This window comes from Azotobacter beijerinckii (assembly GCF_900110885.1).
GTDB lineage: Bacteria > Pseudomonadota > Gammaproteobacteria > Pseudomonadales > Pseudomonadaceae > Azotobacter > Azotobacter beijerinckii.
This window is the reverse complement of the sequence record NZ_FOFJ01000002.1, coordinates 191,854-218,848: the sequence shown is the minus strand read 5'-3', so window position 1 is coordinate 218,848 and position 26,995 is coordinate 191,854. Positions and strand designations below refer to the sequence as shown.

At 70.0% G+C, this 26,995-nt stretch carries 24 protein-coding genes; 2 read left to right on the top strand and 22 right to left on the bottom strand.

The genetic code is table 11. The features are described 5' to 3' along the window. The 22 genes from BMY22_RS01835 to tssA all read right to left on the bottom strand — a co-directional run. A partial coding sequence (locus BMY22_RS01835) for an OprD family outer membrane porin (protein WP_143068441.1) occupies nt 1-459 on the bottom strand: 459 nt, incomplete at its 3' end. Nucleotides 460-574: 115 nt separating this feature from the next. Continuing rightward, nucleotides 575-1,564, bottom strand: coding sequence for a 2-hydroxyacid dehydrogenase (locus BMY22_RS01830; RefSeq protein ID WP_090619096.1), 990 nt, complete (start codon nt 1,562-1,564; stop codon nt 575-577). Between the two features lie 13 nt (nt 1,565-1,577). Continuing rightward, entirely contained in the window at nt 1,578-2,876 is a 1,299-nt protein-coding gene (locus BMY22_RS01825; RefSeq protein ID WP_090619095.1) for an MFS transporter, read from the bottom strand. Between the two features lie 62 nt (nt 2,877-2,938). Further along, the gene (locus tag BMY22_RS01820; RefSeq protein WP_090619093.1) at nt 2,939-3,889 is read right to left on the bottom strand and encodes a sugar kinase; all 951 of its coding nucleotides are present in this window, start codon (nt 3,887-3,889) and stop codon (nt 2,939-2,941) included. Then, nucleotides 3,882-4,664: a sugar phosphate isomerase/epimerase family protein gene (locus BMY22_RS01815; protein WP_090619092.1), complete on the bottom strand. Its 783-nt coding sequence runs from the start codon at nt 4,662-4,664 to the stop codon at nt 3,882-3,884. The genes BMY22_RS01820 and BMY22_RS01815 overlap by 8 nt, the downstream gene beginning before the upstream one ends. Before the next feature lie 69 nt (nt 4,665-4,733). Beyond that, nucleotides 4,734-5,756: a LacI family DNA-binding transcriptional regulator gene (locus tag BMY22_RS01810; protein WP_090619090.1), complete on the bottom strand. Its 1,023-nt coding sequence runs from the start codon at nt 5,754-5,756 to the stop codon at nt 4,734-4,736. 112 nt (nt 5,757-5,868) lie between these two features. Then, the gene (locus BMY22_RS01805; protein WP_090619114.1) at nt 5,869-7,128 is read right to left on the bottom strand and encodes a TIGR02270 family protein; all 1,260 of its coding nucleotides are present in this window, start codon (nt 7,126-7,128) and stop codon (nt 5,869-5,871) included. Between the two features lie 15 nt (nt 7,129-7,143). Next, entirely contained in the window at nt 7,144-8,028 is an 885-nt protein-coding gene (locus tag BMY22_RS23580; protein ID WP_143068440.1) for a hypothetical protein, read from the bottom strand. A gap of 39 nt (nt 8,029-8,067) precedes the next feature. Beyond that, the gene (locus BMY22_RS01800) at nt 8,068-9,168 is read right to left on the bottom strand and encodes a PAAR-like domain-containing protein (RefSeq protein ID WP_090619088.1); all 1,101 of its coding nucleotides are present in this window, start codon (nt 9,166-9,168) and stop codon (nt 8,068-8,070) included. Then, nucleotides 9,168-10,205, bottom strand: a complete 1,038-nt coding sequence (locus BMY22_RS01795) for a 3-oxoacyl-ACP synthase (RefSeq protein WP_090619087.1) — start codon at nt 10,203-10,205, stop codon at nt 9,168-9,170. Before BMY22_RS01795 ends, BMY22_RS01800 begins: the two co-directional genes overlap by 1 nt. Then, nucleotides 10,205-11,320 carry a DUF2169 family type VI secretion system accessory protein gene (locus BMY22_RS01790; RefSeq protein ID WP_090619085.1) on the bottom strand — a complete coding sequence of 372 codons (1,116 nt, stop codon included), beginning with the start codon at nt 11,318-11,320 and terminating at the stop codon, nt 10,205-10,207. The genes BMY22_RS01795 and BMY22_RS01790 overlap by 1 nt, the downstream gene beginning before the upstream one ends. Nucleotides 11,321-11,363: 43 nt before the next feature. Continuing rightward, nucleotides 11,364-11,804, bottom strand: a complete 441-nt coding sequence (locus tag BMY22_RS01785) for a DUF6484 domain-containing protein (RefSeq protein ID WP_090619084.1) — start codon at nt 11,802-11,804, stop codon at nt 11,364-11,366. 19 nt (nt 11,805-11,823) lie between these two features. Beyond that, on the bottom strand, nt 11,824-14,001 hold the full coding sequence (locus tag BMY22_RS01780; RefSeq protein WP_090619082.1) for a type VI secretion system Vgr family protein: 2,178 nt from the start codon (nt 13,999-14,001) through the stop codon (nt 11,824-11,826). A 10-nt stretch (nt 14,002-14,011) separates the two neighbouring features. Beyond that, nucleotides 14,012-16,711 carry a type VI secretion system ATPase TssH gene (gene tssH, locus BMY22_RS01775; protein ID WP_090619080.1) on the bottom strand — a complete coding sequence of 900 codons (2,700 nt, stop codon included), beginning with the start codon at nt 16,709-16,711 and terminating at the stop codon, nt 14,012-14,014. Further along, nucleotides 16,708-17,757: a type VI secretion system baseplate subunit TssG gene (gene tssG / locus BMY22_RS01770; protein ID WP_090619079.1), complete on the bottom strand. Its 1,050-nt coding sequence runs from the start codon at nt 17,755-17,757 to the stop codon at nt 16,708-16,710. The genes tssH and tssG overlap by 4 nt, the downstream gene beginning before the upstream one ends. Then, entirely contained in the window at nt 17,721-19,574 is a 1,854-nt protein-coding gene (gene tssF / locus BMY22_RS01765; protein ID WP_090619077.1) for a type VI secretion system baseplate subunit TssF, read from the bottom strand. The genes tssG and tssF overlap by 37 nt, the downstream gene beginning before the upstream one ends. Next, the gene (gene tssE / locus BMY22_RS01760; RefSeq protein ID WP_090619075.1) at nt 19,571-20,083 is read right to left on the bottom strand and encodes a type VI secretion system baseplate subunit TssE; all 513 of its coding nucleotides are present in this window, start codon (nt 20,081-20,083) and stop codon (nt 19,571-19,573) included. Before tssE ends, tssF begins: the two co-directional genes overlap by 4 nt. 1 nt (nt 20,084) lies before the next feature. Next, complete coding sequence (locus tag BMY22_RS01755) at nt 20,085-20,870, bottom strand: type VI secretion system accessory protein TagJ (RefSeq protein ID WP_090619074.1); 786 nt, start codon at nt 20,868-20,870, stop codon at nt 20,085-20,087. Between the two features lie 14 nt (nt 20,871-20,884). Then, a complete protein-coding gene (locus BMY22_RS01750) occupies nt 20,885-21,373 on the bottom strand; it encodes an Hcp family type VI secretion system effector (protein ID WP_090619072.1) in 489 nt (162 codons plus the stop codon). Between the two features lie 85 nt (nt 21,374-21,458). Then, on the bottom strand, nt 21,459-22,961 hold the full coding sequence (gene tssC, locus BMY22_RS01745) for a type VI secretion system contractile sheath large subunit (protein ID WP_090619070.1): 1,503 nt from the start codon (nt 22,959-22,961) through the stop codon (nt 21,459-21,461). A gap of 13 nt (nt 22,962-22,974) precedes the next feature. Further along, nucleotides 22,975-23,490: a type VI secretion system contractile sheath small subunit gene (gene tssB / locus BMY22_RS01740; RefSeq protein WP_090619069.1), complete on the bottom strand. Its 516-nt coding sequence runs from the start codon at nt 23,488-23,490 to the stop codon at nt 22,975-22,977. 26 nt (nt 23,491-23,516) lie between these two features. Then, complete coding sequence (gene tssA, locus BMY22_RS01735) at nt 23,517-24,539, bottom strand: type VI secretion system protein TssA (RefSeq protein ID WP_090619067.1); 1,023 nt, start codon at nt 24,537-24,539, stop codon at nt 23,517-23,519. A gap of 372 nt (nt 24,540-24,911) precedes the next feature. Here tssA and tagH point away from each other — a divergent pair, with 372 nt between their 5' ends. Together tagH and tssJ are read left to right on the top strand one after the other, a co-directional pair. After that, entirely contained in the window at nt 24,912-26,180 is a 1,269-nt protein-coding gene (tagH, locus tag BMY22_RS01730; protein ID WP_090619065.1) for a type VI secretion system-associated FHA domain protein TagH, read from the top strand. Nucleotides 26,181-26,431: 251 nt separating this feature from the next. Continuing rightward, the gene (gene tssJ / locus BMY22_RS01725) at nt 26,432-26,989 is read left to right on the top strand and encodes a type VI secretion system lipoprotein TssJ (protein ID WP_090619064.1); all 558 of its coding nucleotides are present in this window, start codon (nt 26,432-26,434) and stop codon (nt 26,987-26,989) included. Nucleotides 26,990-26,995 lie beyond the last annotated feature (6 nt).

The following is a 26,995-nucleotide window of genomic DNA, read 5'->3' as shown; positions in this document are numbered from 1 at the left end:
GTCGGAGCGCAGGATCGGCAGCACCGGCGACCATTCGCCGGCCTTCACCTCGGTCTTGGAAAAGCGCAGCTTGCCGGCCAGCGCCAGGCGACCGAACTGGTCGGCCGGGTCGCCGTCCTTGTCGACCGGCAGTAGCTGGGTGCCGCTGGTGCCCCGGCCGCCGTCGAGCTTGACCGACCAGAGGCCGAGCATGTCGATGCCGAAGCCGACGGGGCCTTCGGTGTAGCCCGACTGCAGGTCGAAGATGAAGCTCTGGGTCCATTCCTCGGCCTTGCTGCGGGTGGCGCTGTCGTCGACGAAGTTGCGGTGGATGTAGAAGTTGCGCAGGGTCAGGGTGCCCTTGGCGTCGTCGAGGAATTCGGCCTGGACGGCCGCGCCGGGCAGCAGGAGCGACAGGGCCAGGGTGGGAGCGGCAGCGTGGTGGTAGCGCTGTCCGGGACGTTTCTTGTTGTTGTGCATGTTTATCGTGGTCCTTGATGGCAAAGATCTCTCTCACGCCCGGGCGTCCCCGCCGCGAGCGCGGCAGGGATACCTGGGGTGGGAGAGGTGTTTGCGGTCGAGTCGGTGCAGCGGATCAGCCCGTGGTCCGGGCGACCTCCAGGGCCGGCGGGTTGACCAGGTTGGCCGGACGCTGGCCGGCCAGCGCGGCGAGCAGGTTGTCGACCGCGCAGCGCGCCATGGCCTCGCGGGTCTCGTGGGTGGCCGAGCCGATGTGCGGGGTCGCCACCACGTTGTCCAGGCGCAACAGCGGCGAGTCGGCGGGCAGCGGCTCGCGCTCGAACACGTCGAGCCCGGCGCCGCGCAGGCGCCCGGCCTGCAGGGCGGCGATCAGCGCCGGCTCGTCGACCACCTTGCCGCGGGAGATGTTGATCAGGATGCTCTCCGGGCGCATCCGCGCCAGCTCCCGCGCGCCGATCAGGCCTTCGGTGGCGGCGCTCAGCGGCACCGTCAGGCAGACGAAGTCGGATTCCTCCAGCAGCGCCTCCAGCGAGCGGTAGCCGGCGCCGTAGCGCTGCTCGACCTCCGGCTTGGGCGCCTGGCTGTGGTAGAGGATCGGCATGCCGAAGCCGAAATGCCCGCGCCGCGCCAGCGCCTCGCCGATACGCCCCATGCCGACGATGCCGAGGGTCTTGCCGTGCACGTCGCTGCCGAACTGCGCCGGGCCGATGCTCTTCTGCCACTGCCCGGCGCGCACCCAGGCAGCCAGCTCGGTAACCCGTCGGGCGGTCGCCAGGATCAGCGCGAAGCCGGTGTCGGCAGTGGTTTCGGTGAGCACGTCGGGGGTGTTGGTGAGCAGGATGCCGCGCCCGGTCAGGTAGTCGAGGTCGTAGTTGTCGATGCCCACCGAGACGCTGGCGACGGCCTCCAGGCGCGGCGCGAGGTCGAGCAGCCCGGCGTCCAGCCTGAGGCTGGCGCCGAGCAGGCCGTGGGCCTCGGGCAGGGCGTCGCGCAGGCGGGCCAGGCCGTCGGCGTCGAGCCGCTCGATGCAGGTGACCTGCGCCTGCTGCTGCAGGCGGGCCATCAGGGGGGCGGAGAGTTTCTTGTAGAGCACGACGTTCTTCATGTGCGGTACTTCCTCAGGGATTGGTCGCCGGCTGCAGCGAGCGGCCGGACAGCGGTGCGGGGCGGTCGCCGTTGGTGGGGTTGAGCAGCAGGGTCAGCACCACCGCGATCAGCAGCGCGCCGCTCATCAGCAGGAAGGAGGCGCCGGGGTTGCCGGTGGCGCTGTTCAGGTAGCCGACCAGCCAGGAGCCGGCGAACGAGCCCAGGGCGCCCATGCTGTTGATCAGCGCCATGGCGCCGCCGGCGACGTTGACCGGCAGCACTTCGGGGACGATGGCGAAGAACGGCCCGTAGGGGGCGTACATGCAGCCGCCGGCCACCACCAGCAGGGCGTAGGACAGCCAGAAGTGCTCGCTGCCCAGGGCGTAGGAACCGTAGAAGGCCAGCGAGGCGATCAGCAGCGGCGGCCAGACGAAGGCCTTGCGCTGCTGGAAGCGGTCGGAGGCCCAGGACACCCCGAGCATGCCGATCACCGCCGCCAGGTAGGGCAGCGACGACAGCCAGCCGGCCTGGACGATGTCCAGGTTGGCCGCGTCCTTGAGGATCGACGGCAGCCAGAGGACCAGGCCGTAGACGCCGATGCTCCAGCAGAAGTACTGCACCGAGAGCAGGATCACCTTGGGCGAGCGGAACGCCTCGCGGTAGTTCTTCACCGGCTTCAGGCCCTGCTGCTCGGCGGCCAGCGCCTGCTGCAGGTCGTCTTTCTCCCGCTCGGTGAGCCAGTTGGCCTCGGACGGGCGGTCGTCGGCCAGGCGCCACCAGACGAAGGCCCAGAGCACCGCCGGCAGGCCCTCGATGATGAACATCCAGCGCCAGTCGAACTGCTCGACCAGGTAGCCGGAGACCACCGACATCCAGAGGATGGTCACCGGGTTGCCGAGGATCAGGAAGGTGTTGGCCCGCGAGCGTTCGGCACGGGTGAACCAGTGGCAGAGGTAGATCAGCATCGCCGGCATCACCGCGGCCTCGACCACCCCGAGCAGGAAGCGGATGACGATCAGCAGGTAGACGTTGGGGATGATCCCGGTGAGGGTCGCCAGGCTGCCCCAGAGGATCAGGCTGACGAAGATCAGCTTCTTCACGCTGCGCCGCTGCGCATAGATCGCGCCGGGCACCTGGAAGAAGAAGTAGCCGAGAAAGAACAGCGCGCCGAGCAGCGAGGACAGGCCGGGGGTGATGTTCAGGTCCTTGGCCATCCCCGAGGCGGCGGCGAAGCCGTAGTTGGCGCGGTCCAGGTAGGCCAGGCTGTAGGTGATGAAGATGATCGGGATGAGATACCACCAGCGACGGCTGGCGAGACGAGTGTTTTGCATGGATGTCTCCTGGGCTTTTTGTTTTTGTGCTAGCAGGTGCCGGCGGCGCCGGCGGTCGTTCGTCAGGCGTTCTGGGGTTGGGACTCCTCCGGCAGTTCGTGGCGATGGGGCAGGCCTTCCATGTCGCCGATGTGTTGCACGGCGCGGCTGCCGAGGGCGTTGCCGCGCTTCAGCGCCTGCGGAAGGCTTCGCCCTTCGAGCAGGGCGCTGACCACCCCGACGGCGAAGGCGTCTCCGGCGCCGACGGTGTCGACCACCTGGGCGACCGGCACGCCATTGATGCGCCCTTCGGCTTCGGCGGTGCGGTAATAGGCCCCTTCGGGACCGAGCTTGATCACCACCGCCTCGGCGCCGCGCTCCAGGTAGAAGGCGGCGATGTCGGCGGGGCTGTCGTAGCCGGTCAGCAGGCGGCCTTCCTCGAGGCCCGGCAGCACCCAGTGGGCGAGGGCTGCCAGATCGTTGATCTCGGCGATCATCCGCGCCTGGCTCGGCCACAGCGACGGGCGCAGGTTGGGGTCGAAGGACAGAGTGCGCCCGGCGCTGCGCATGCATTCCATCAGCTCGCGGGACAGCGCGCGGCAGCTCTCCGAGAGCGCCGGAGGAATGCCGGTGGCGTGCAGGTGGCGGGCCTTGAGCAGGCCGGGCACCAGGTCGGTGATCGACAGGTGGCTGGCCGCCGAGCCGCGGCGGAAATACTCGACCTTCGGGTCGCTGCCGTCGGTTTCCCGGGACTTCATCTGGAAGCCGGTGGGATGCGCCGGGTCGACCTGCACGTGGCGGCAGTCGAGGCCTTCGCGGGTCAGGCTGTCGAGCACGAAGCGGCCGAGGGAGTCGTCGCCGACCCGGCTCAGCCAGGCGACCTTGAAGCCCAGCCGGGAGAGGCCGATGGCCACGTTGCTGTCGGCGCCGGCGATGCGCTTGCCGAAGTGCTCCACCCGGGCCAGGTCGCCGCTTTCCTCGGCGACGAACATGGCCATGGTTTCGCCGAAACAGAGAATGTCGAGATCAGGCATGGCTGTGCTCCTCCTGGGGCTGGCCGAGGCGGGCGAGGGCCTCGATGTGCTGTTGCGTGACCGCCAGCAGGTCCTCGCCCTGCAGGGGAAACTCGATGGCGCGGGGGACGCCCGGGGGGAACTCGCGCAGCAGGCGCTGCCAGTGCTGCAGGTCGACGGGCTCGGGGGGGAGCGCCACCCGCTTGCCGTCGGCGTTGCGCCCGACCGCCTTGCAGTGCACGTAGCGCACGTAGCGGCCGAGACGGCGGGCGGCCTCGTCGACCGGCTGTTCCTGCCAGAGCCAGTTGCCGATGTCGAAGGTCATGCCGATGTCGAGAGCCCGAGCCTCGGCGGCGGCGAAGAACGCCTGCAGCGCCTCGATGCGCCCGCCCTGGACGGTCTGGTCGTTCTCCACCAGCAACTGCACGGGCTCGCCGGCCAGCTGCAGCGCCAGCTCGGACAGATCGTTGCCGGCGCGGTAATGGCCGAGGGAGACCTTCAGCCAGCGCGCGCCGCAGGCGCCGGCGAGCGCCAGGGTCGGTGCGAGGGCATCGGCGAGCCGGCCCTCTTCGGTCCACAGCTCGAGCGGCGCGGAATACAGGCAGTCGAGTCCCAGCTCGCGGACCGCGCCGGCCAGGGCCTGCGGGTCCGGCGGGGCGGCGAACAGCTCCTCGCGCAGTTCGGCGCGGACCGCGCCGGCCAGGGCCAGCAGCGGCAGGAAGCTGGCCTGGCCGCGCTCGCGCACCTGGCTGGCGCCATAGCTGGAAAGACTCACGGAGACGGGGTAGAGGGGCATTATCGTTATTCCTCTGAAACCGGTTTCATTTTTGACCGAACGACCCGCCGACAGCCTGCCGGCGAGCTGTCAGCCGCGGGGGTGGGTGGAACCTCGGACGATCAGTCGGGCCTTGAAATCGACCTGGCGGGGCGGCTCCCGGTCGCCCTGCAGGCGCCCGAGCAGACACTCGAGGGCGGCCGTGCCGATGCGCTCGGTCGGCTGGGCGAGGGCGGTGATGCCGCTGCCCACCAGGGGGTACCAGTCGAGGTCGTCGAGGGCGATCAGGCCGATCTCCTCGAACAGCCGGCAGCCGAGTTCGCGTAGCTGCCGGGTGGCGGCCAGGGCCGCCACGCCGTTGGCGGCGAACAGCGCCTTGGGGCCGGGGCCGGGGGCGGCGAGGAAGTCCCGCAGGGCAGCGCCGAAGGCGTCGCCGGTCTGCAGCGCCTGGCCCTTGAGCAGGGGGCGCCGGGCGATCTCGGCCTTGAAGGCCTCGACGCGCTCCTGGCGCGAGCTGGTGCCGTCCAGCGGCTCGCTGACCAGCAGCAGGTCGCGGTAGCCGCGCTGCTGCAGATGATCGAGGGCCTGGCGCACCGCGTCGCGGTTGTCCAGCCCGACCAGGTCGACCTCCAGCGCCTCGACCTTGCGGTCGACCAGCACCATCGGCAGTTCGCTGTGCAGGGACTGCAGCTCGCCGGCGTGGTGGCCGAGGGTGTTCACGATCAGGCCCTCGACGTTGTAGGAGCGCAGGGCCGCCAGGTGGTGGATTTCCTGTTCGGTGTCGCGGTCGGTGTTGCACACCACCAGGCTGTAGCCGTGCTGGCGGCAGGCGGTTTCCACGCCATGCATCACGGCCACGGAATAGGGGTTGAGGATGTCGGCGAGGAGCATGCCGATCAGGCGCGTACGGCCGCGCTTCAGGCCGCGGGCCATCTGGTTCGGGCGGTAGTCGAGGCGCTCGATGGCCTGCTCGATGCGCAGGGCGGTGGCGTCGGCGAGCAACTGGCGGTCGCCGCCGATGTAGCGCGACACGCTGGCCTTGGAGACGCCGGCGGCCTCGGCCACTTGGCTGATGGTGACGCGGCTGCGGGCGGGCAGGGACGGACCGTTCACGGACCAGGCACCTCGTTTTCTTGTTGTTCGATTCGGTTTCGTTTGCTTGAAACCGGTTTCATGAAACCTCAAGAACGACTCGCCGTCAAGCACGAATCGATGGCGGCCGCTTTCAGCCGTGCGCGTCGAGCAGGACCTGCTGCCGTTTGGTCGGGGCGTCGGTGGGGAACAGCGGCTCGCCCGGCCGCAGGCGCGCGAGGGCGACGGCGGCCGCGTTGCGCTGGCGCTGCCGGCCGCGGCACAGGACCTGCCGGCACTGCGCCTCGTCGAGCGGTCTGCCGAGCAGATGGCGCCGGCCGGTTTCGAGGCTCGCCCCGTTGGCCTGCCACCAGGCGGCGATCCGCGCGGGATCGGGCCAGGGCAGGTCTTCGTCGGGGTCCATGGCGACCCGCGGGTCGCGGGGGTCGTCGGTGGGGCCGGCGTCGAAATCCGGGATCTCGCTCCGTTCGAGATCGAGCAGGGCGAGGTCGGCGCCGGCGATCAGGCTGAAGGCTTCGCCGGCGATCCGCGCCAGGGGTAATTCGTGCATCTGCCGGATCAGCCAGGGCACGGCGAGCGGATCGCCCAGCAGCCCCGCGCCGAGGATCACCGGGCGCCGCTGGGCGGGGTTATGCGCCAGGGCGCGCAGCCAGGCGACGCTGAAGGCGTGGTCCTGCCAGCCGACCAGCACGGACAGCGCGCGCCACTGGAATTCGCCCGCCTGCCCGGCGAAGCGGCGCAAGGGCTCCAGGGCCTCTTCGTCGCCCATCTGCGCGGTGGCCCAGTTGGCCCAGAAGCGCACGGCCTCGTCGGCATGCCGCCGATGGGCGCGGATCTCCGCCATCAGGTCGCGCCGGCGCAGCTCCCCGGCGCTGCGCGCGGCGCGCGCCACCACGCCCGGCTCGGCATGGGCCAGGCCGGCCGGCAGGGCCGGTCCCGGATCGATGCGGTGCCTGCCGCAGGCCTCGAGGCCCAGGCGGCGAAACAGCGGCTCCGGCGCCGCCAGCAGGCGCTCGACCCAGGGCTCCACCGAGGTCCAGTCCAGCCAGCCGAGGGCGGCGGCGAAACCGCGCCCGGTTTCCGGGAAGGCGCGCAACTGCTCGGCGATCCTGGCGAGCACGGCGGCATCGCCCGACTCGCAGGCCAGCACGGTGGCGGCGAAGACTTCGCCGCTGGCCTGCGCGCCGAGCTGGCGCAGCAGCAGGTCCAGCCCGGCCCGGCCGGCGATCCGCAGGCCGTCGAGGTGGGCTTCGAGGCGTTCGTCGAGGGTGCGCAGGTCGTCCAGGTCGTAGTGGGGCGCGCGCACGGCCTGGGCGCGCAGCTCGGCGAGGAAGCCGGCTTCTTCGGCGTGTTGATAGACAACTAAAGAGGGACCTTCAGATATATGGCGCATGCTCATCGATCATGGCTAGAGGACTTTGATCCAGTTTGTTCCGTTATTGACCCACGCATCATTCGCTCCGACCGACCAAAGAGATCCTCCGCCGACCACCAACCGATAGCATGTTGTAGGTCTTTGAACTCCCCAGTTAATAGGGGTCAGGTTGTCATCTTTGAGTATATATACTTCGCTCATGGTTGATGCATATATAGATCCTTGGTGCTCGGTAATGCTCCAAAAGTCATCGTTAAATGGTTCTGGTTCAATATTTTTCCAGATGTCGCCGTGCCCCTTTAATAGTGTTCCGTTGCGGCCGCATATATAAACCTCTCCATGGGTACTGCAGGTTGCTCCTGTTAGTATTTGATTGGTCGGGCTATCGATTTGCCGCCACAGAGCGCCGTTGAAGTGCCAGATTTCACCATGCCATCCTGCAGTGTAAAGATTTTCTTCCGTAAATCCAGCAAGTGCCTCAAATCCAGAAAGTTCGCCTTTCTTGGTCGGCGAGGTGAATATCTGTTGCCATTTCCCATTTATTGACTGGCGGTAAACTTCACGTCTCATTCCGCAGGCGAATATTTTGTTTTCGATCTTGGATGCGGTGCGAAGCAGAAATGGAGTTGGTTCAATTTGGGATTCAGATATTGTCCCGCCTAGTGGGGCAAATGCTATTTCGCCATTCGCTCCTATTGCGAGCATTTCGACTTTTGGCGAATCTTGGATGCATATCCCAGCGCACTCCCAGTTGGTCGTGTCTATTTCTCGCCATCCCCCGGAGTTATATTCAATAAAGACTGAATGCTGGATTTCACTTTCCTCGAGGTCGCGATCTTTCATTAGGAAGAATGCATGTTTGGAGTCATAGGGTGCTATGGCACTAATTGTGTAGTCCTCGAACCATTCTGTGCTCATTGGGTCTTCCTGGCTATCTGTAAGTGACGTGAAAATGAATTAGCCGACCTTTCTTTTTTTGGCGCGGAGTTTTTTTATTTCTGCTGAGGTCAATTTTGATCCGCTTGGCGAGTATTTTACTTTAGGTGCCTGGGCTCTGGTCATCTTCATGTGTCCGTTCATGAGTTGAGCCTCGATGCATCTTTTGTTGCATTTCGACTCGGGGAAAGTGAGTGTTGCGCTCTCGGCAGCTAAAGAGGCTTCATTTTCAAGGGTGTTAATGTCTCCCGGCTCTACTTTGGAGAGGGAGGCATGGGCAGAATGCCTCAAGCCATGACTGCCGTTAGTATTATTTCCACCTTCCGCACATATGCAGGGGGCTTTTCTTGAAGAGTATTTTTTCCACCCTTGCAGACGTGCCCCTCCCTTTACGGATCCTTTATAGAAAGAGCTCTTTGGGATAAGGTGATCTGGTGTTTGAGCGGGACAGCATCCTTTGATACCTTTCTTATCTTTGGGGGAGAAGGGGACTAATTGGCAGCGTCTGGCTGCCAGGCATTTATTGGCGCTTGCCCTCTCGGCAGCGCTTTGTGCGCCTGTTGCTGTTTTAGGGACTCTGTCTCTTAAGACTGCATCTCTGCAGACATTTTTATTCCCATAAGGTTTATAATCTGTACAGGCTGTTTTTTCTTTCAATATATCTTTTTTGCAGGGGCCGCCACCTGCATCTATGGCCATTTGATCCAGATAAGGCCAAGGCGCTGTATTCCCCGGCTGCGACGCATGGTTGTGTGTTGTCAAATCCAGATGCCGCACCACGTTCTCGCCCTCGAACTTCACGTCCATCGACCAGGAGGTGAAGTACACCTTGCCCTTGACCGCGCCGGTGACGACGCCTCTCTTGGGTGCGCAGCCGGCCTCGTCGCCGTAGCTGGTCTTGAAGTAGCTCTTGTCCTTGAGCATCGCCTCCTGGCCGCTGATCCTCACCGTCCGGGTGCCGTGGGTGGTGTCGGTGGCCAGGCCGGTGTTGGGGTAGGGGACAGGCACGCCGGACGGGCTGGGGCCGGGGGTGAAGCAGACGTCGGGGAAGCAGGCGACGGATTTGCCCTCGGCCCTCTTGCAGGAAACCTCCCGGCCGTTGGCATAGACCTCGTTGGCCATCAGGCGGCCCTCGGGATCTGGTAGCCGAGCAGGGCCACGGCGCGCTGGCCGGCGTCGTTGCCGAGGTGGCAGAGGATGTTCGGGCCGTCGCCGTAGCCCTTGCGGCAGGCGGCCAGGGCCACGGCGAAGAGGGCCGGGCCGATGGCGGCGCCGCATTCGCCGATGCAGTCGGCCGGGTGCCGGAGGGGGAACTGCTCCTTGCGCACCCGCAGGGTGCGGCTCAGGGCCAGCGCGGCTTCCTTGAAGTAGTACTGCTCGCCGGAAATATCGGTCAGCCGGTAGTCCAGCCGTTCCAGGCCGACACCGGCCTCGGCCAGGGCGGCGCGCAGGGCGTTGGTCAGACCCTCGGCGCGCAGCGGGCGGTCCTCGCTCTCCACCGTCGCCGGTTCGACGCCAAAGCCCAGGCCGAGGCAGGCCAGTTGCGGCTCCTCGCCGGCCGGCGGGGCGCCGACCAGCACCGCGGCGGCGCCTTCGCCGGGGATGAAACCGTTGGAATTCAGGCTGGTGAGCAGGCGCTCGCGCGCTTCGAAGGCCGCCAGCGTCGGCCCGCAGAGCAAGGAGTCGACCCCGGCGATCAGCACCCGGCGATGAGCGCCCCGGCGGATCAGCGCGCGGGCGTTGAGCAGGGCGACGGCGCCGCTGACCCGGCCGCGGGGGATGACCGCGGAGTCGGGATGGAAACGCAGCCCCAGCGCGCGTTCGATAGCGTGCAACAGGCTGGCGTCGAGACCCGCGAGACGGCCGGGACGCTCGCTTTCGGCCAGTCCGAGCAGCAGCGGAATGGCCGGCGGATCGCTGCCGGGGACGCTGCGCAGCGCCTCGCCGATGGCCCGCGCGGCCATCCGGACCAGCTTGCTGCGGCCGCGCCAGGGCTGCTCCAGCGGCACGCTGGCGGCGATCAGCCATTCGCCGCCCTGGTCGATGAAGCGGGTTTCCCGGAAGTTGTCGAGGGCGCCGCGGATCGCCGCGCAGCTGGACGGCGCGTCGAGGCCGACCGCGCTGACCAGGCCGGCGCCGAGGATGCAGACGGCGGCCATCAGTCGCGCTCCTCGGCGGCCGGCCGGGATTTCGCCAGCGCCGCGAGGGAGGGGTAGTAGTCCTTGCCCTGCTCGCGGGCGCGCCACCAGGCACCGGACAGGCGGCCGACCAGCACCTGGGCGATCTCGAACAGATTGCGCCGCAAGGGTCGGCGGGTACGCCAGACGATTTCCACGCAGCCGGCGTCGGTGTCGACCGCCAGGGTGTCGATCACCGCCCGGACGGTGTCGTGGCCGCCCTTTTTCGCGAAGAAGGTCACCGGGATCTCCAGCGTCGGTACCCGAAAGCCGGCGCGCTCCCGCGCCGTGAGGTTGAGCAGCAGCACCTCCTCGCCGCCGCGCAGGTGCTCGGTCTGCTGGTCGGCGGGCGCCGCCTGGAAGTAGCGCGGGTCGAAGTCCGCCGGCAGCAAGGGGAAGACCTCGGCCTGCCAGCGTTCGTCGTAGGTCCCGGCGAAGGCCGCGCGCGCTGGCCAGGCGCGACCGAGCGGTCCCAGCGCCATCGGCCGGTAGTCGCCGTCGGGCCGCTCGACGGGCCGGCCCGGTTCCTCGGTGGCCGGCAGCGGCAGGCCGACGATCTCCGCGGTGGCCATCTCGCGCGGGAACCAGCCGCGGCCGACCGGGTTGTCCGGGTAGCAGCGCCGGCGCGCGGGCTCGCCGGCGACGGGGTGGCTGCCGCCGAAGGCCTCGGCATAGGAAATCGCCTGCTCGACGAAGGGCTGCGCCCGGCCGGCGCCCGTCCCGTGCCGGCCGCCGGGCTGCCACTGGCGCGGGCCGACCACCGTCAAGGTCTTGCAGACCCGCCCGATGCGGATGCCGGCCTCGATCCGGGTCGCCGGCCGGCCGCCCGGCACATGGGCGCTACCCGACACCAGCACGTCGCAGAAGGGCTTCGGCGGCGCGAAATCCATCTCCCGGCGCGGCGCGGAGAGCCCCGGCTCGCCGTCGTAGGCGTCGGCGATCAGCAGCGGCCGCTGGCGCTCGGCGAGCCGCGCCTCGCCGCCGTCCAGCGGCAGCTCGAAGGTGCCCTTGGCGATCACCACCAGCGCCTCGCGGCCGTCCGCGGCCAGGCCCTGGGTCCAGGCGACGGCCAGGCGGGTGGCGTTGAGCAGTTCCATGGTTAGGCTCCGTTGACGCTTTGGCGCGAGCCGCGTTGCCGCGCTAGTTGATCTGCACCGAGCCGCCCTTGATCCGGTTGACCCCGGAGGAGCGGCTCGACAGGTAGGCGCCGCGGATCAGCACCTTGCCTTCGCGGGTCAGGGTGATGCTGGCCTTGCCGCAGCGCAGGACGATCTCCCGCTCGGCGTAAAGCTCCAGGCATTCCCCGTCGCGCTCGACGGCGAGCGGCGCCGCCGGCGGCGTCAGGAGGCGCCCGATCACCAGCGGGCGGGCCGGGTCGCCGTCCTCGAACATCAGCGCCAGCGGGCAGCCGATCGCCCCGGCGTCCAGCACCGCGGTGGTGCGCGCGGCGAGGCCGGCGGCGGCCGGACAGCCGGGATAGGCCACCTGCGGCGAGCCGTCCGGGGCCAGGCCGAGCAGGACGCCGACGACCACCCCGTCGAGGCGCAGGGCGGGGCGGGGAAGCGGGATCTCGACGCTCATGGTGGGTTCTCCGTTGCCTTCAGTTCTGCAGGATCTTCTGGCCCTTGATGACCACGTTCTGGCCGGCCCGGACGGTGATGGCGCCAGAGCCGTCGAGGGTGATGTCCTTGCCGCGCAGGACGATGGTGCCGTCCTTCTTCAGGGTGATGCTCGCCGCGCCGGTGGTCAGGGTGATGGCGTCGCCGGCGGCGAGGGCGAAGTGCTGGCCGACCTCCAGGCTGTCGCTCTGCCCGACGTCGGTGCGGCGGCCCTGGCCGACGCTGCGGCTTTCGTCGCCGCCGATACGGGCGTCGGCGTCGCCGCCGACCGTTTCCGTGCGGTTCGCGCCGACGCTGACCTCCTGGCTCGCGCCGATGTTCAGCGCCTGGTAGGCGCCGATGGCGATCTCCTGGGCGGCGCCGATGGCGATCGTCTCGTTGATCCCCACCGTGTGGGTGCGCTGCAGGGCTACGGCGGCCGTCTCGCTCTGGCTGACCGAGATGGTCCGGTTGCCGAGGATCGCGATGCTCTCGTTGCCGGCGACGTCCTCGGTGCGGTGGGCGCCGATCGAGAGGGTCTCGTTGAGGCCGACCCGTTCCGTGCGGTGGCGCCCGACCTGCACCGTCTCGTCGTTGCCGATGGTCTTGCTGCGGTCGTGGCCGACCGAATGGCTTTCGTCGTTCTCGACCTCGATGTCCTGGTTCTTCTCGGCATGGATGTAGAGCTGCTCGGCACCCTTGCGGTCCTCCATGCGGATCTCGTTGAAGTTCGCCGGGCCGCCGCCCTTGCTCGAACGGCTCTTGAGGCCGTTCTGGGTGGCGTTGGCCGGCAGCGCGTAGGGCACCGTCTGCTCGGCGTTGTAGACGCGGCCGGTGACGATCGGCCGGTCCGGGTCGCCTTCGAGGAAGCTGACGATCACCTCCTGGCCGATCCGCGGGATCTGGATCGCCCCCCAGTTCTTGCCGGCCCAGGCCTGGGAGACGCGCATCCAGCAGGAGCTGTTCTCGTCGCTGCGGTCGTGGCGGTCCCAGTGGAAATGCACCTTGACCCGGCCGTACTGGTCGGTCCAGATCTCCTCGCCGGCCGGGCCGACCACCCGGGCGGTCTGCGGACCCTGGACGATGGGCCGCGGGGTGCTCGGCAGGGGGCGGAAGGCCTGGTCGGCGTCGAGGCACTCCAGCGCGCTGTCGAACTGCGGGGTGCTCTCCGGCTCGCCGGATTCGTAGCGTTCCTGGACGATCCGGTAGCGGGCGGCGACGATCAGGTATTCGCGGTTGCGGTCGGCGCGGGCGCAGCCGCTCAGCCGGAACAGTTGCCCGCAGCCCAGGCCGCGGGCGTTGCCGCGTAGCCGCAGGCGCTCGAAGGCGGTCTGGATGGCTTCCAGGCGGGTGCGCGCGTAGTGCTCGCCGTCGCCGCTCTGGACATATTCGCCGGGATAGTCGAACAGCGGGTGGGCGCCGCTGGCATGGGCGCGGGGCTGGCTGGCGCGCACTTCCAGGCACGCGCCGGGACGCTGGAAGTCGTAGTCGTTGAGGGTCAGCGAGCCGGGCTGGACTTCCCGCTCCAGGTGCCAGTCGTAGATGTGGTCGCGCTCGCGCTGTTCCCCGGTGGGCGGGTAGTAGGGCACGCTGGCGTAGCCGGGCGCGCTGGTGTGCGCGCCGGCGGCGTCGGCGAGCACCAGCACGTGGCGATTCCGCTCGTGGCGGAAGTAGTAGTAGATGCCCTCCTGCTCCAGCAGCCGGCTGACGAAGTCGAAACTGGTCTCGCGGTACTGCACGCAGTATTCCCACGCGCGGTAGGTCCGGCTCAGGGCGTCCTCGAAGTCGGAGAAGCCGAGGTCGCGAAACACCTGCTTGACGATCTCCGGCACGCTGCGGTTCTGGAAGATCCGGCAGTCGGAGGTGCGGGTGAGCAGCCACAGCCAGGGCCGCAGGCTCACCCGGTAGCCGGCGAACTGGCCGCTGCCGGCGGTCTGGGCGAAGCGGCTGACGATCCCGTGGAACGGCCGCGTGCCGCCGCCGGGCAGCTCCAGGGCGAGGCTCAGCGGCTTGCCCAGCAGCCGGTCGAAGTTCAGCGCCGGGTTTTCCGAGACCAGCTGCAGCTCGTAGAGAAAGGGCCGCCCCAGTTCCTCCTCGCCCTCGAGGGTCTGCAGCGCCAGCACGTCCTCGCCGAGGGGGCTGTCGATCCGTACCAGGCGGGTCCGCTGGGTGATTTCCATCCGCGCGCCCTCAGTCTTCGTCCGCGGCGAAGCGGTAGTGCAGCCGGTTGTCCTGCACGCCGACCTGCACCCCGGCCGGCGGACGGCCTTCCAGCAGGCGGACGAGGAACTCGCGGCTGATCTCCGGCAGCAGGGTGTTGGTCAGGATCGCGTCGACCATCCGCGCGCCGCTCTCCACCTCGCTGCAGCGCGAGACGATCAGCTCGACGACCGCCTCGTCGCAGGCGAACGGCACGCGGTGGCCGGCCTCGATGCGCCGGCCGATGCGCGCCAGCTGCAGGCGGACGATGGCCTTGAGCATCGCGTCGTCGAGCGGGTAGTAGGGGATCGCCACCAGGCGGCCGAGCAGGGCGGGCGGGAACACCCCGAGCAGCGGCTCGCGCAGCGCCCGGGCGAGGGCCTCGGGCTCCGGCCGCAGCAGCGGGTCGGCGCACAGGCCGGCGATCCGCTCGGTGCCGACGTTGGTGGTGAGCAGGATCAGGGTGTTGCGAAAGTCGATCCGCCGGCCCTCGGCATCCTCCATCTCGCCCTTGTCGAAGACCTGGAAAAAGATCTCGTGGACGTCCGGGTGGGCCTTCTCCACCTCGTCGAGCAGCACCACGCTGTAGGGCTTGCGGCGCACCGCCTCGGTCAGCACGCCGCCCTCGCCGTAGCCGACGTAGCCGGGCGGCGCGCCCTTGAGGGTGGAGACGGTGTGGGCCTCCTGGAACTCGCTCATGTTGATCGAGACGAGGTTCTGCTCGCCGCCGTAGAGGGCTTCGGCCAGGGCCAGGGCGGTCTCGGTCTTGCCCACCCCGGAGGGGCCGGCGAGGAGGAACACGCCGATCGGCTTGGCCGGGTTGTCGAGGCCGGCGCGGGCGGTCTGGATGCGCCGGGCGATGCTTTCCAGGGCGTGGTCCTGGCCGACGATGCGCGCCTTCATCCGCTCGGCGAGGTGCAGCACGCCGTCGATCTCGTTGCGCGCCATGCGCCCGACCGGGATGCCGGTCCAGTCGGCGACCACCGCGGCCACCGCCTGGTAGTCCACCTCCGGCAGGATCAGCGGCGTCTCGCCCTGCAGGGCGCGCAGGCGGCCCTGCAACTCGCCGAGGGCGGTGCGCAGCGCCTGGCGCTCGGCCTCGTCCGGCGCCGCTTCGGCCGCGCGGTTGTCCGTCTCGGCGCTCTCCAGTCCGGCTTGCAGGCGGGCGCGGGTGGCCAGCAGCTCGTCGACCAGCGCCTTCTCCTCGGCCCAGCGGGTCTCCAGGGCGGCGAGGCGTTCGCGCTCGGCGGCCAGCGCGGTTTCGGCGTCCGCCTGGCGGCTGCCGGTGGCCACGCCGACGGCCTGTTCGCGACGGACGATGGCCAACTCGGTGTCCAGCGCGGCGATACGCCGGCGGCTGTCGTCGACTTCGGCGGGCACCGCCTGCTGGCCGATGGCGACCCGCGCGCAGGCGGTGTCCAGCAGGCTGACCGCCTTGTCCGGCAGCTGGCGTGCCGGGATGTAGCGGTGCGACAGGCGCACCGCGGCCTCCAGCGCCTCGTCGAGCACCTGCACCCGGTGGTGGCGCTCCAGGCCGGCGGCGATCCCGCGCAGCATCAGCAGCGCCTTGGGCTCGGACGGCTCGTCGATCTGCACCACCTGGAAGCGCCGGGTCAGCGCCGGGTCCTTCTCGATGTGCTTCTTGTATTCGCCCCAGGTGGTCGCCGCCACCGTGCGCAGGGTGCCGCGGGCCAGCGCCGGCTTGAGCAGGTTCGCCGCATCGCCGGTGCCCGCCGCGCCGCCGGCGCCGATCAGCATGTGCGCCTCGTCGATGAACAGGACGACCGGGGCGGGCGAACTCTGCACCTCCTCGATCACCTGGCGCAGGCGCTGCTCGAACTCGCCCTTCATGCTCGCCCCGGCCTGCAGCAGGCCGACATCCAGGCTGCGCAGCTGCACCCCCCGGAGGGCGGGGGGCACCTCGCCGGCGACGATGCGCTGGGCGAAACCCTCGACCACCGCGGTCTTGCCGACCCCGGCCTCGCCGGTGAGCAGCGGGTTGTTCTGCCGGCGGCGCATGAGGATGTCGATCAGCCGGCGGATTTCCTCGTCGCGCCCGACCACCGGGTCGAGCCGGCCTGCGCGGGCCTCCCCGGTGAGATCGAGGGTGAAGCGCCCGAGCGCCTCCTGCTTGCCCAGCGCGCTCGGCGCCAGGGCGCCGCTGGCCTCGCCCGGCGCCGCGGCGACGAAGCCGTCGCTGGCGCGCAGGCGGTTTTCCGGCGAGTCGCCGAGCAGCTCGGCGAAGCGCTCGGTGAGGGCCTCCGGGCGGAGCTTGGCGAACTCGCCGGAGAGCGCCGGCAGGGCGTGGCGCAGGCCGGGGGTCTTGAGCAGGCCGACGATCAGGTGGCCGCTGCGCACCTGGTTTTCGCCGAACAGCAGGGTGGCGTAGACCCAGCCGCGCTCGACGGCTTCCTCGACCTGGGAGGACAGGTCGGTGATCGCGGTCGAGCCGCGCGGCAGGCGGTCCAGGGCCTCGGTGAGATCCCGCGCCAGGTGCGCCGGGTCGAGCTCGAAGGCACGCACCAGTCGGTGCAGGTCGGAGTCCGGGAGCTGGAGGATCTGGTGCAGCCAGTGCGCCAGTTCCACGTAGGGGTTGCCGCGCAGCTTGCAGAACACCGTGGCGGACTCGATGGCCTTGTAGGCCAGGGGGTTCAGCTTGCCGAACAGGGCGACCCGGCCGATCTCGCTCATGCGCACGCCTCCTCGGGGCGGGGCGCGGCGCCCGCCGCCCCGGCGTAGTGGGAAGACAGCCGCAGGTCCGCGGCATCCCGCGGCGGCGCGCCCAGCCAGCTGTCCAGGCCTAGGCGCAGCGCGCCGTCGAGACGCAGCGGCGGCACCTGGTCGCGGCGCAGCACCAGTTCGACCTCCCAGTCGAGTTCCTCGCCCTGGTATTCGGCGATCCAGGCGGCCAGCTCGCGCCAGTGGTCGCCGCCGGGCAGCAGACGGCGGTACTCGGCCAGATCCAGCGGGCCGAGGCGCAGGCGAAAGCCGTGCTGGCGGTCCCAGACGTGGCGGCCCAGGCAGAGGTCCGCGCCGAGGGTCGCGGCGCTCAGGCCCAGGCGGCTGCCGCCGGGCAGCGCCAGCCAGCGGCCGGCGAACTCCTCGAGGGCTACCGGCAGCTCGAAGTGCAGCGCGAGGATCGCCACCAGCCCGTCCGGATAGCGGGTCTGCGCCGCCAGGTGGCCGCTGAAGTGCAGGCGCTCGCGGTCCTCCAGCGGCCCGCGCCCGCGCAGGCTCGGCAGGCCGCGGCCGCACAGGGCGGCGAGGCGCGCCGCCCAGTAGTCGTCGGCCGGGCGGTCGTGGCCGACGGTCGGCCGGGATTCCGCCCAGGCGCGGTAGAACAGGCACAGCAGGCGGTGGTGGAAGAGGTCGAGGAAGCGCTTGAAGGTGGCGTCGCCGTGGTTGCGCTGGCGTTCCCGGGCGTACTCGGTCAGGTGCAGGGGCAGCGGGCCGTTGGGTCCGCCGAGGCCGAAGAAGAACTGTTCCAGGCGCGGCGGCGCGCCGTCGCGGCCGGGCTCGACGCCGGCCAGGGTCGAGGGGGCGAAGGTGCATTCCGGGCGCTGGCCGAGGCGCAGCGGGTCGTCGGCCAGGCGCCGCGAGCGGCCGAGGCGCGGGAGCTGCGGCGCGGCGCACTCGAGACGGCGCAGGGCCTGGAAGAAGTCGTGGTTCCAGGGCTCGGCCGCCATCCCGGCGAGGCCGTTCACAGGGTCGGACGGCGTCCGGGGTTCGTCGGCCATCGCATCACCTCGCCGCGTTCGGCGGTGCGCAGCACCGTCTCGGTAAAACTGTTGATCGACGCATAACGGGCCAGGAAGCGCTCCAGCACGGCGCCGAGGAGGAACACCCCGGTGCCGCGGAAGGCGCTTTCGTCGAATTCCAGGGCGATCTCCAGGCCGCGGCCGAAGGCGATCGGGCCGGGCAGCGGCAGGCGCCGGGTGCAGGGCCGGCAGCGCACCTCGCGCAGGCCGTCGATCTGCAGCGCCAGGGCGGGGTCGCGGGGATCGCCGTAGAGGCGCAGCAGCTCGCGCAGGGCGGCCGCGCCCTGGCCGCCCTCGGTGAGCGACAGGTAGTTCAGCGAGAGCTGGCCGATCAGTTGCCAGGCGGCGGCGTCGTGGGCGCGGCTGGCCCGTGGCCGGCTCGGCCCGGCCAGGCAGCGCACCGCGCGCACCGGCGCGCCTTCCTCGAGGGTGAAGTCGCTCGGCGCGCTGCCCACCGGCATCAACAGCGGCAGGTCGCGGTTGCTGCACAGCGCCTGGATGCCCAGCTGGCGCAGGTCGTGGCGGTAGGGTGCGGCCTGGGCGTCGACCAGCGCGATGAAGGTTTCGCTGCCGGTGTAGGTGGAGCGCGTGCCGCGCCGCTGCTCGTTGCCGGAGAGCCGGCGGGGCTCGCGGCGCAGGCTGTAGTAGGCCTGTTCGCGGCCGTAGCGGGCGGGGTCGCGCACCGCGTAGAAGGGCAAAAAGCGCTGCTCGGGGCCTTCGCCGTAGCCGCTGACCTGGGTCAGCGAGTGGATCTCGAAGTCCAGCGGGCGGGTCCGGTCGGCGATCACCTGGTGCTCGTGGCGGCGCTCGGAGAGGTGGATGCGGTCGACGCGGCGCGGGAAGAGGTTCACCGCCGGGGTGCAGAAGGGCACGAAGTGCCCGGCGCCGACCGTCCCCTCCAGGGCCGGGTCGAGGCGCTCGAAGAGCGCCAGGATCTCCAGCTCCTGGCCGGCGCAGCGCTGCGCCGCGGCGGCCAGCCCGGCGAACTCGACGAACAGGAAGCGCTGCGCCAGGGCGAAGTATTCCTGCAGCAGGCGGTAGCCCTGGAAGGCCCGCGGCACCACCGGCAGCACCGCGTCGGCGTCGTCCAGGCCGCGCGGGCGCGGCGCCGGCAGGCGTTCCAGCCAGTCCTCGCCGGGGCTGCGGGCGAAGAGCGCGCAGCCGTTGCCGAGCAGTTGCTCGTAGAGGCGGAACGGCAGTTCGTCGCCGCCGTGCAGGTAGAGCGGCAGGCGCTCCAGGGCCAGCGCCCGGAAGGGCAGGCCGGCGCCGCTGCGCAGGCGCAGGCGCAGGCCGGCCCGGGCGTGCGGCACGGCGCCGGCCAGGCGGCCGAGGGTCGCCGCCGGGTTGCCGAAGTATTCGGCCTGGGCCACCGCCAGCGGCCAGAGGGTGACCGGCTGGGCGGTGCGGTATTCGCAGGCGGTCTGCCCGTCGGCGCCGAGCAGGCCGCGCAGGGAGGCCTCGCGCGGCACCGTGAAGCCGTCGCCGAGCGCGCCCTCGTCGGGATCGGCCTGCAGCTGCACCACGGCCACCGAGGGGGTCGGCGCGAGGTAGTGGGGATAGGCGATCTCCAGCAGGTGGTGGGTGAAGGTCGGGTATTCGGCATCCAGCTTGAGCTGGATGCGCGCGGTCAGGTAGGCGAAGCCCTCCAGCAGGCGCTCGACGTAGGGGTCGGCGCAGTCGATGCCGTCGAGGCTCAGGCGGCTGGCGATCTTCGGGAACTCGCCGGCGAACTCCGCGGCGCTCTCGCGGATGTGCTGCAGCTCGCGGTTGTAGTAGTCCAGCAGCAGCGGATTCATGCCGGTCTCCGCGGTGCTTCGGACGGGTCGACGCGGACGTGGCCGCTTTCCAGGTCGAGGCGGGTGGTGAGCAGCAGGCGCAGCGGTACCGGCAGCGCCCAGAGGTCGCCCTCGATCTCGAAGGACAGGGCGTTGTGGCTCATCTCCCCGGCGTCCAGGCGCGCGCGGACCTGCAGCGAGCCGCGCAGGATGCGCGGCTCGAAGACCTCGATGGTGTCGATCAGCAGCTTCTCCACCGCCTGGACGTCGATATTCGAGGCGCTGTGACCGGCCAGCGGCGGCAGCCCGTAGTTGAGCACCGAGCGACCGGCTGGCATCCGCGCGGCGCTCTCGTCGAGCGGCGCGGTGGCGTTGAACAGCCAGGCGAGGTCGCGCAGCACCGAGGCCTTGAGCTGGCTCTGGGTCATCGCCCACTGCTCGGGGCGCTCGCCGGGGCTGTCGGGCGCCTCGTCGGTCAGCCGGTCGAGCAGCGAGGGTTGCAGGCGTTCCTGAAGGCCGAGGCGGGGCATCTCAGGGCTCCTGTGCGGCGAAGGTCAGGCGGCGCAGCTCGAACAGCGCGCAGTCGCCGCGGTCGGTGACGAACATCCGCTGGCCCAGCGGCAGGCCGTCGTCCGGCCAGTCGGTCTTGCGCGCCAGGCGCGCCGCGTCGTCGCCGAGGCGCGGGGTGTCGGGGTAGCGGCTGGGGATCAGCGCGACGCTCTCGCCGCCGTTGGCCAGGGTCAGCCGCGCCGGCAGCCAGACCAGGTCGCGCAGGTCGGCGGGAGGCTCGCAGGCGAGGCTCTGCAGGTGCGACAGGGGCAGCCAGGCGTAGCGGCCGTTGACGATCAGCTCGAGCACCGGGCCGAGCCGCGGGTCGGCGTCGGCGCACCAGGCGAAGTCCTCGCCGTTGAGCTGCCCGGCGACCGCCGGCGCGGCGTCCAGGGCCTGCCCGCGCAGCTGCCGGGCGGCCTCGGCGCGGCCCTCGCCGTCCAGGCGCAGCGCCTCGACCAGCAGGGCGACCCAGTCGTCCGGCCGGCCGAGCAGCAGCGGCGTCAGGCGCCCGGCGAACACCTCGACGCGCAGCGCCTCGCACGCCAGCGCGGCGCGGTAGGTCTGCACCATGGCCAGGGTGCCGGCCTCCAGTTCGCCGGCGACCTGCAACTGCTGGTCGGCCCGCGTCCACTGGCCGAGCACGGCCAGCAGCTGGAACAGGAACACCCGCAGCGGGGCGTGGTCCGGCCGGCGGCGCACCTCGTCCTGCAGCGTCGCGAGCGCTGCCTCGAGGCGTCCGGCGCGCAGCAGTTCGTCGGCAGTCATGGCTGTGGCCCCGCTCAGATCTTCACGTTCTCGCGGATGTTCCAGCCGTACTTGATCGGCCCGCCGTCCTTGCTGCCGTCCTCCTTCTGGGCCTGGTACTCGACCTGCACCTGGCCGAAGTTGAGGCTGACGTTCTCGGTCAGGCGGTCCTCGCCGCCGCTGCCGCCGGTGCTCAGGGAGGACACCAGCACCTCCTTGAGGGTGATGGTCAGGTATTCGACGGGATTGTCGCCGCCGGCCTTGCGCACCGTCAGCGTGGCCTGCGGGTAGTGCTTGCCGCTCGAACAGGCGGCCATCAGGTTGGGCGAGGCCTTGTCGACGTACTTGGTCAGCGACAGGTCGGCGATGCTGACCTTGCCGGTGCCGCCGCCGCCGCCGGTGTGCATGGTGCCGGACTGGGCCATGCCCCAGTTCCAGGCGAGGACGTCGATATCGCCCTTGTGGGCCTTGTCCCGGGACTCGCCCTGGATGTCGCCGATCTTGATGAACATGTCTACAGCCATCATGCCTCCCGGGTGGCCTGCGCCACGTCTGCCGGTGTGGGGCGGCCGGCGCCGCGGCGCCGGTCGGTTTGCCGCGCCCGGCCGCTCAGGCCGCCTTCGCCGAGGGCAGCCGGGAGACCAGGCGCAGCGAGACGGTCAGCCCTTCGAGCTGGTAGTGGGGGCGCAGGTAGAAGCGGGCGTTGTAGTAGCCGGGATTGCCCTCGACCTCCTCGACCACCACCTCGGCCGCCGCCAGCGGGTGCTGGGCCTTGGTGGTCTCGCTGGAGTGCGCCGGGTCGCCGTCCACGTAGTTGAGGATCCAGTCCTGCAGCCAGCGCTGCATGTCCTCGCGCTCGCGGAACGAGCCGATCTTGTCGCGGACGATGCACTTCAGGTAATGGGCGAAGCGGCAGGTGGCGAACAGGTAGGGCAGGCGGGCGGCCAGGTTGGCGTTGGCGGTGGCGTCCGGGTCGTCGTACTCGGCGGGTTTTTGCAGCGACTGGGCGCCGATGAAGGCGGCGAAGTCGCTGTTCTTGCGGTGCAGCAGCGGCATGAAGCCGTTCTTCGCCAGCTCCGCCTCGCGGCGGTCGGAGATGGCGATCTCGGTGGGACACTTCATGTCCACCCCGCCGTCGTCGGTGGGGAAGGTATGCACCGGCAGGTTGGTCACCTCGCCGCCGGACTCCACCCCGCGAATCCGCGAGCACCAGCCGTAGAGCTTGAAGGAGCGGTCGATGTTGGCGGCCATCGCGTAGGCCGAGTTGGCCCAGGCGTACTTGCTGCTGTCGGCGCCCTCGGTGTCCTCCTCGAAGGCGAAGGCCTCCACCGGGTCGGTTCGCGCCCCGTAGGGCTGGCGCGCCAGGAAGCGCGGCAGGGTCAGGCCGATGTAGCGGGAGTCCTCGGACTCGCGCAGCGAGCGCCAGGCGGCGTATTCGGGGGTGGTGAAGATCTTGGTCAGGTCGCGCGGGTTGGACAGCTCCTGCCAGGAGTCCATGCCCATCACCCGCGGCGCGGCGGCGGCGATGAAGGGCGCGTGCATCGCCGCGCAGACCTTGGCGATCTCGCCGAGCAGCTCGACGTCCGGCGCCGAGTGGTCGAAGTAGTAGTCGCCGACCAGGCAGCCGTAGGGCTCGCCGCCGAACTGGCCGTACTCCTCCTCGTACATCTTCTTGAACAGCGGGCTCTGGTCCCAGGCGCTGCCCTTGAACTTCTTCAGCGTGCGGTGCAGTTCGCCCTTGGAGACGTTCAGCACGCGGATCTTCAGCATCTCGTCGGTTTCGCTGTTGTCGACCAGGTAGCGCAGCCCGCGCCAGGCGCTTTCCAGGCGCTGGAAGTCCGGGTGGTGGAGGATCAGGTTGATCTGCGCGGTCAGCCGGGCGTCGATGGCGGCGATGATCGACTCGATGGAGCGGATCGCGTCGTCGGAAATCAGCTCGGTGCGCTCCAGGGCCTGCTCGGCGAGGGTGCGCACGGCGCTTTCCACCGCCTCGCGGGCCCGCTCGGTCTGGGGCTTGAACTCGCGCAGCAGGAGGGCGGCGAAGTCGTCGCCGGTCTCGGCGGCGGGTTCCGGCTGTGGCTGCAGCTGTTCGCTGCCGATCGGTTCGGCCATGGCGGCATCCTCCTCAGGCTGGTGTCTCGGGTTCCGGCGGCTTCGGTGCGCTGACCAGCGCCTGCAGCAGGGCCGGGTCGCGGATCGCCTTGAGGACCATCTCCTCGGCGCCGCTCTTGCCGTCCATGTAGGTCAGCAGGTTGGCCAACTGGGTGCGCGCCTTGAGCAGCTGGCCGAGCGCGTCGACCTTGCGGGCGATCGCCGCCGGGCCGAAGTCGTCCATGCTCTCGAAGGTGAGGTCGAGGCTCAGGTTGCCCTCGCCGGTGAGGGCGTTGGGCACGCTGAAGGCGACCCGCGGCTGCATGGCCTTCAGGCGGGCGTCGAAGTTGTCGACGTCGATGGCCAGGAAGCGCCGTTCGTCGACCGGCGCCAGCGGCTCGGCGCTCTTGCCGGCGAGATCGGCGAGCACGCCCATGACGAAGGGCAGCTGCACCTTCTTCTCGGCGCCGTAAAGCTCCACGTCGTACTCGATCTGCACGCGCGGGGCGCGGTTGCGGGCGATGAACTTCTGACTGCTGGTACTGACCATCTCGTCTCCTCCGGGCGTGTGGCGGGCTAGTCGCCGCCGGGGCCCTGCAGCTTCTCGAACTGGGCCAGCCCGTCCGGGATCAGGTTGCGGACGATTTCCGCGAAGTCGGCGTTGACCAAACTCTTGGCCCGGGCCAGCAGCACCGGAACCGGGCTGGACGGCTCGTGCTGGCGGTAATAGCCGAGGATGCGGTCGAGGCTGTGCAGCACCTCGTCGCGGCTGGCGATGGGGACGGCGCCGCGGCCCGGCCGCTCGCTGGCGGACGGCGCGTCCGCGGCCGCCGGCCGGCCGGTTTCGTCGTCGTCCTCTGCTGCGCCGGCGCCGTGGGGCGGCGGCTCGGCGAGCAGCTGCCCGGCCTGGCGCAGCAGGCGGGCGAGGGCGCCGAGGTCGAGGCTGCGCGCGGCGCCGACATGGCCGGCGACCTCCGCCTCGATGGCCGCCAGGCTAGCGCGGGCCTCCTCCAGGGCGGCGCGGTCGCGGGCCAGGCGTTGCGGCTCGCTGTCCTGCAGGGCGCCGGCCAGCTGCTCGCGGCCCAGGCCCTCGGCGCTGCCCGGCGAGAGCCCGGCGGCCTGCAGGGCGGCGCGCAGGCTGAGCGGGCCGAAGGCGCGCGAGTGCAGCAGCGGGGCGTCGCGCAGCAGGCGCAGCAGGGGTTCGCCGGCCAGCTCGGCGAGGGTGTTGAGGCGCAGGGTCGGGTCGTCGCGGTCCTCGTGGTCCAGGCGCGGGTACAGGTCGTCCCAGTAGCGGCCGAGCAGCTCGCGGACCAGCGCCAGGCCCTCGGCCAGGCCCGGCAGCCCGTCGAGGGCGAGGGCGCTGCGCACCAGGTAGTTGGCGATGCGCAGGTCCTTGCCGCGCGCGAACAGGGCGCCGGCGATCTCCCGGGTCTTGCGCCAGTCGGGCGGCTCGGCGGCGAGCACGGCATCGCCCATCCGCCGTTCCGGTTGGCCTTCGGCGGCACGCTGCAACTCCAGAAGTTGGGGATCGTATTCGAGATCGTCGCCGCAGGGCGACGCTTCGGAGATTGCGCAAAGCAGGTGCGGCAGGTCCACGATGGCTCGTCTCGAAAAGCTCCGGATATATCCTCCGATATATATCGGAATATATATTCCGGAGAGTGCCGGGTATTAATCGGCTATTGCCGGGATGAACTCGTTCCGGGCTTTGTTTTGATAGGGGTTTAATCGGTCTGATCGAATAGTGGATGAAGTATCGGTGGGAATAGTGGCTTGTCAAGAATGGGCAAAGTACCTGTGGAAGTTCGATGCAAAACTATCCGGATACTGTTTAAGTGCAAATCGGCATAATGGCTTTTCCCGGTTCCTGCGCATTATCCGGGGGCGCGACTTATACTGATTTTCCCTGTTTCCGATGCCCGCTCGCCCATTTGTCGGAATGGCCCTTTGTCGGAATGGGAAGAGGCGTGCATGCCGCTGCGTTTGACCATCACCAGTTATCACAAGCTCACCCCCGGACAATCCGTGGAAGCCGAGCTGGATCGCGGTGAGCTGCGAATCGGGCGGGCCCCCGACAACGACTGGGTATTGCCCGATCCGGAGCGTCTGGTGTCCAGCCACCATTGCACCATCCAGTCCCGCGACGGCACCTACTACCTGACCGACACCAGCACCAACGGCGTGCTGCTGGCGGACGCGGGCGTGCGCCTGCAGCGCGGCAACAGCGAGCCGCTGCGCGACGGCGAGCACCTGCGCCTGGGCGACTACGAGCTGCTGGTACGGATCGACGCGGCGGCCGGGTCGCTCTCCCGCGAGGGCGGCGGCCTCGACGCCTGGCTGGAGCGGCCGGCGGCGTTCGCCGCGATGGGCACCGCGCCACTGCCCGCGTCTCCCCAGGCCAGCGCGCCGGCGCCGGCCGTCCCGAGTCTTTTCGAGCTGCTCGCCGAGCCGGGCGGGCCGCCGCTGCGCGCCGACCGGGTGCCGGTCGAGCGCGAGGATTTTTGCCCGCCCGAACCTCGGCAGACGCCGCCCGAGGCCGCGGCACCGATCCCGGCGGACTGGGACCCCTTCGCCGAGCCTCCGGCCGCGGTGCCGGCGCCGGCGCCGGCGCCGCTGCCGGCCGTCGCGCCCCCGCTGGCGAGCGGCGAACCCGGCGACGCCCTGGAGGCCTTCCTGCGCGGCGCCGGACTCGCCCAGCTGCGCATCGAGCGAAGCGCGGCGGCCGCGCAGATGGAGGCCATCGGCCGCAGCTACCGGCTGATGGTCGAGGGGCTGCTCGAGGTGCTGCGCGCGCGGGCCAGCCTGAAGGGCGAGTTCCGCCTGGCGCAGACCATGATCCGCCCGATTCGCAACAACCCGCTGAAGTTCTCGCCGAATGCCGACGAGGCGCTGCTGCTGTTGCTGCGTCCCGGCAACCCGGCCTTCATGCCACCCGACCAGGCGGTCGCGGAAAGTTTCGGCGATCTCAAGGCCCATCAACTGGCGGTAATGGCCGGCGTGCAGGCCGCACTTCGCCAGTTGCTCGGGCGCTTCGATCCGCAGGTCTTGAAAACCCGCCTGGGCGAACATCCGGGACTTGCCGGATTGTTGCCCGGCGGACGTCAGGCGAAGTACTGGGCGTTGTTCACGGAACTCTACGGGAGCATTTCCAAAGAGGCCGAGGACGACTTCCAGGCGTTGTTCGGCAAGGAGTTCGCGCGTGCCTACGAGGAATACAGCCTGAAACTGCGCGGCCATTGAGGTGCGCGACAGGAAGTGGCCGGCGGCCGGTTTTCGGGAGGACGAACGCACGAGGGTCTGTTGACGTTTTGGCGTAGGCCGCGACGGCGGTCCGTTTGGTGCAGAACAAGGAACGAGGAGCGAAGTTTGGTTATTCCAAATGAACGACGAGCGACGCCGTGCTGTGCCAAACGGGCCCCGTCCCTTCGGGTTGCGCAGCAGCGCGGCTCACGCCGAAACGTCAACAGACCCTGGATCGAGGTCCAGTTCGGATGCCGAAAATAACCATAACGGCGATCACCCTGACCCTCTGGCTGGGCGCCTGCGGTACCCGGGCGCCCGCGCCGCCGCCGGCTCCGGTCCCACCGCCGCCGCCGGCATCGACCGAACTCGCCGCGGCGCCTGCCGCTCCGGGTGCGCCGCCGGGCGTGGTCCGGCCGGCGCCGACCGTCGTCCTCCTCGACCTGCAGGCGGCGACGGACCTCAATCCCACGCCCGACGGCCGGGCAGCCCCGCTGCGCCTGCGCCTCTACGAGCTGCGCCGCGGCACGGCCTTCGGCCGGGCGGACTACTTCGCCCTGGTCGAATCGCCGCAGGGCAGCCTCGCCGCCGATCTGGTCGACCAGGACGAGCTGCTGATCCAGCCCGGCCAGCACCGCCGCCTGGAGCGCCGTCTCGCCGAGCCGACCCGGCTGCTCGGCCTGGTGGCGGCCTACCGCGACCTGGACGGCGCGGTCTGGCGCCTGCTCATCGAGGTGCCGGCCGGGCAGACCAGCCGCCACACCATCCGTCTCGGCCGCCGGGCGCTGGTCGCCGGGTCCGCGCCCTAGATCCGG

Coding starts and splice junctions, on each gene's coding strand:
- BMY22_RS01830 (WP_090619096.1), bottom strand. CDS start 1,564: ATGAAGAACGTCGTGCTCTACAAGAAACTCTCCGCCCCCCTGATGGCC.
- BMY22_RS01825 (WP_090619095.1), bottom strand. CDS start 2,876: ATGCAAAACACTCGTCTCGCCAGCCGTCGCTGGTGGTATCTCATCCCG.
- BMY22_RS01820 (WP_090619093.1), bottom strand. CDS start 3,889: ATGCCTGATCTCGACATTCTCTGTTTCGGCGAAACCATGGCCATGTTC.
- BMY22_RS01815 (WP_090619092.1), bottom strand. CDS start 4,664: ATGCCCCTCTACCCCGTCTCCGTGAGTCTTTCCAGCTATGGCGCCAGC.
- BMY22_RS01805 (WP_090619114.1), bottom strand. CDS start 7,128: ATGCGCCATATATCTGAAGGTCCCTCTTTAGTTGTCTATCAACACGCC.
- BMY22_RS23580 (WP_143068440.1), bottom strand. CDS start 8,028: ATGAGCACAGAATGGTTCGAGGACTACACAATTAGTGCCATAGCACCC.
- BMY22_RS01800 (WP_090619088.1), bottom strand. CDS start 9,168: ATGGCCAACGAGGTCTATGCCAACGGCCGGGAGGTTTCCTGCAAGAGG.
- BMY22_RS01795 (WP_090619087.1), bottom strand. CDS start 10,205: ATGGCCGCCGTCTGCATCCTCGGCGCCGGCCTGGTCAGCGCGGTCGGC.
- BMY22_RS01790 (WP_090619085.1), bottom strand. CDS start 11,320: ATGGAACTGCTCAACGCCACCCGCCTGGCCGTCGCCTGGACCCAGGGC.
- BMY22_RS01785 (WP_090619084.1), bottom strand. CDS start 11,804: ATGAGCGTCGAGATCCCGCTTCCCCGCCCCGCCCTGCGCCTCGACGGG.
- BMY22_RS01780 (WP_090619082.1), bottom strand. CDS start 14,001: ATGGAAATCACCCAGCGGACCCGCCTGGTACGGATCGACAGCCCCCTC.
- tssH (WP_090619080.1), bottom strand. CDS start 16,711: ATGAGCGAGATCGGCCGGGTCGCCCTGTTCGGCAAGCTGAACCCCCTG.
- tssG (WP_090619079.1), bottom strand. CDS start 17,757: ATGGCCGACGAACCCCGGACGCCGTCCGACCCTGTGAACGGCCTCGCC.
- tssF (WP_090619077.1), bottom strand. CDS start 19,574: ATGAATCCGCTGCTGCTGGACTACTACAACCGCGAGCTGCAGCACATC.
- tssE (WP_090619075.1), bottom strand. CDS start 20,083: ATGCCCCGCCTCGGCCTTCAGGAACGCCTGCAACCCTCGCTGCTCGAC.
- BMY22_RS01755 (WP_090619074.1), bottom strand. CDS start 20,870: ATGACTGCCGACGAACTGCTGCGCGCCGGACGCCTCGAGGCAGCGCTC.
- BMY22_RS01750 (WP_090619072.1), bottom strand. CDS start 21,373: ATGGCTGTAGACATGTTCATCAAGATCGGCGACATCCAGGGCGAGTCC.
- tssC (WP_090619070.1), bottom strand. CDS start 22,961: ATGGCCGAACCGATCGGCAGCGAACAGCTGCAGCCACAGCCGGAACCC.
- tssB (WP_090619069.1), bottom strand. CDS start 23,490: ATGGTCAGTACCAGCAGTCAGAAGTTCATCGCCCGCAACCGCGCCCCG.
- tagH (WP_090619065.1), top strand. CDS start 24,912: ATGCCGCTGCGTTTGACCATCACCAGTTATCACAAGCTCACCCCCGGA.
- tssJ (WP_090619064.1), top strand. CDS start 26,432: ATGCCGAAAATAACCATAACGGCGATCACCCTGACCCTCTGGCTGGGC.